The organism is Klebsiella sp. MS 92-3 (assembly GCF_000195655.1).
GTDB classification, from domain to species: Bacteria; Pseudomonadota; Gammaproteobacteria; order Enterobacterales; family Enterobacteriaceae; genus Klebsiella; species Klebsiella pneumoniae.
On sequence record NZ_GL882770.1, the window covers coordinates 110,424 to 112,484 of the forward strand.

Sequence of the window (2,061 nt, forward strand, 5' to 3'; positions counted from 1 at the left end):
TTTTTTTTTTCCCCCTGCCGCTAACGGTTGGCTTCACTGGCGCTGAAATCGTGAATATCGAGTTCGAATGCCTCCGCCAGCTCACGCCAGGTATGTGACCCGCGGCCATCGATGCTGGCGCGCTGCGGGTCGTCCAGCGTGCGATGGACTTCGCTTTCGCTGATCTCATTAATTGCCGCCAGCAGGGCATCTACGTTGACATCAAGGTCGTCCCCGGTCTGGCCTGTTAATTGGTGCTTCATCATTACCCCCCTCGCTGAGCGTTGCTCAAGCCTCTCTAAGTATAGTCGGTCTAAAAAAGCGCCAGTCACGTGCCGCGACGCTGCGAGTTGCGTGGTTTTGTTCTACACTGGCTGAAAATATAGAGGAGATGATTATGCAGGTGAACGATCGTGTCACGGTGAAGACCGACGGTGGCCCACGTCGATCGGGGGTAGTGCTGGCGATTGAGTCGTTTAGTGAAGGAACGATGTATCTGGTTTCACTGGAAGACTATCCTCTGGGGATCTGGTTTTTTAATGAAATAGGCCACCCGGATGGGATTTTCGTGGAAAAAGAGGTCTCGTAAAACTGAACTGGCGGGAGCGCCGCCAGTTTGTTTCAGCGCATATTTACCTGAATACCGGAGGTGATGTTTTCGGTCAGCCGAACGATATGATAAATCACCTGCTTATTATGCGTTTGTATTTTCTTTTTAATATTGCCTTTATGCGACGATACCGTCTTCGCTTTGATGTTCATTTGCGTTGAGATTTGCGAAGTACCATGCCCGGCCATCCACATTTGCAGCATATTTGATTCTGTTTTACTCAGTGACAATGTCGGTAAAGTTAACTGCCCTACACTGGTGTTTTTGTATTTAAGATAATTAACCAGAATAACATCAAGGTCTTTTGGGGTTATCGATTTTGAACTGATTAGCAGATTCTTCCGTACCCGCAAATAGCGGTCAAAATGGATGTTCGCCAGCGACATAAAGATAACAAACAGCGTCGCCGGGTTTTGCGTAATGATCTGGCGAATAATGCCATTACTTTCATCATCATGCACGAAACAGTCTTCATTCAGAAACACCACCGCCGGGCAACACGACGTACAGTGTTTCTGCAGATCCGCAGCACTGTTGACCTCAACGATTTCCTGTTTTTTAATTCCCCGACTGGTCAGATATCCCGTCAATCCCAACCGGGTATAGCTGCACAAATCCATAATCATCGTTGACATGACCCATCCTCAATCAACACGTAACGATATACACTTCGCACTGGCTGTGCGAAGCAGTCCTTGCGGGCGATAATAATAGTAGGTTTAGAAAGAACCCATTAGCTCCATTAAACTATTCCGCATCTATGCATATAATTTGCCAGGAAAACTCTTAAAGTAAAGTCAAGAACCGGTAGTGTGACCGAATTAAAAACAAAAAGTGCCCATAGATGCTATGGTTACGCGCCCAGTATTCTTTTACTTTCAGAATTTCCTTACTTCAAATGAAATCCACGTTAGCGGTTGCTGGCTTGCTCGCTTATCCCTTTGCGGTGGGGGTGGAAGGCTTAACGCTTTAATGCCACAATACTTTTTTATCGGCTTGTGGGATGAATGATGAAAAAGTTATTTTTTGCTGGCATGGTGGTGGCGCTGGCCGGTTGCGTACAGGTTGATCGTTATGAGGACGTCGTTAAAGCGCCGGCGCCGGCTGGCCTTGCAGGTTTCTGGCAAACGAAAGGGCCGCAGAGCGCGATGATGAGTCCTGACGCCATTGCCAGCCTGATTGTCACCAAAGAAGGGGACACCTTCGACTGCCGCCAGTGGCAGCGCGTGATTGCGCAGCCGGGGAAACTGATGAATCGTGACAGTGAGATCTACAACGTGACCGCTTCCCTGGACATCTATCCTGTCGAGCGCGAGGGCAACACGATCTCCTACGATCGGATGACGTTGTCCCGTGTTGAACGTCTCACTCCGGAGTGCGAGAAGGCGTGGGCCAAAGCGCGAGCGACGGGGCCTGTCAGCGCGCCGGCCTCCACGCGCTGAGATTTTGGCGGGCCATAGCTGGCCCGCCCG

Annotated in this window: 4 protein-coding genes; 2 read left to right on the top strand and 2 right to left on the bottom strand. The window is 49.8% G+C overall.

The features are described from left to right. Nucleotides 1-20: 20 nt before the first annotated feature. Nucleotides 21-242, bottom strand: coding sequence for a YodD family protein (locus tag HMPREF9538_RS20055; protein WP_002911589.1), 222 nt, complete (start codon nucleotides 240-242; stop codon nucleotides 21-23). A gap of 134 nt (nucleotides 243-376) precedes the next feature. On the opposite strand from HMPREF9538_RS20055, the gene dsrB reads away from it, so the two are divergent. After that, nucleotides 377-568: a protein DsrB gene (dsrB, locus tag HMPREF9538_RS20050; RefSeq protein WP_002911586.1), complete on the top strand. Its 192-nt coding sequence runs from the start codon at nucleotides 377-379 to the stop codon at nucleotides 566-568. 32 nt (nucleotides 569-600) lie between these two features. On the opposite strand, the gene rcsA is transcribed toward dsrB, so the two are convergent. Further along, entirely contained in the window at nucleotides 601-1,224 is a 624-nt protein-coding gene (gene rcsA, locus HMPREF9538_RS20045; RefSeq protein WP_002911561.1) for a transcriptional regulator RcsA, read from the bottom strand. 372 nt (nucleotides 1,225-1,596) lie between these two features. On the opposite strand from rcsA, the gene yedD reads away from it, so the two are divergent. After that, nucleotides 1,597-2,031 (top strand): lipoprotein YedD, encoded by a 435-nt coding sequence (yedD, locus tag HMPREF9538_RS20040; protein WP_004189223.1) that lies wholly within the window; start codon nucleotides 1,597-1,599, stop codon nucleotides 2,029-2,031. Nucleotides 2,032-2,061: the final 30 nt, after the last annotated feature.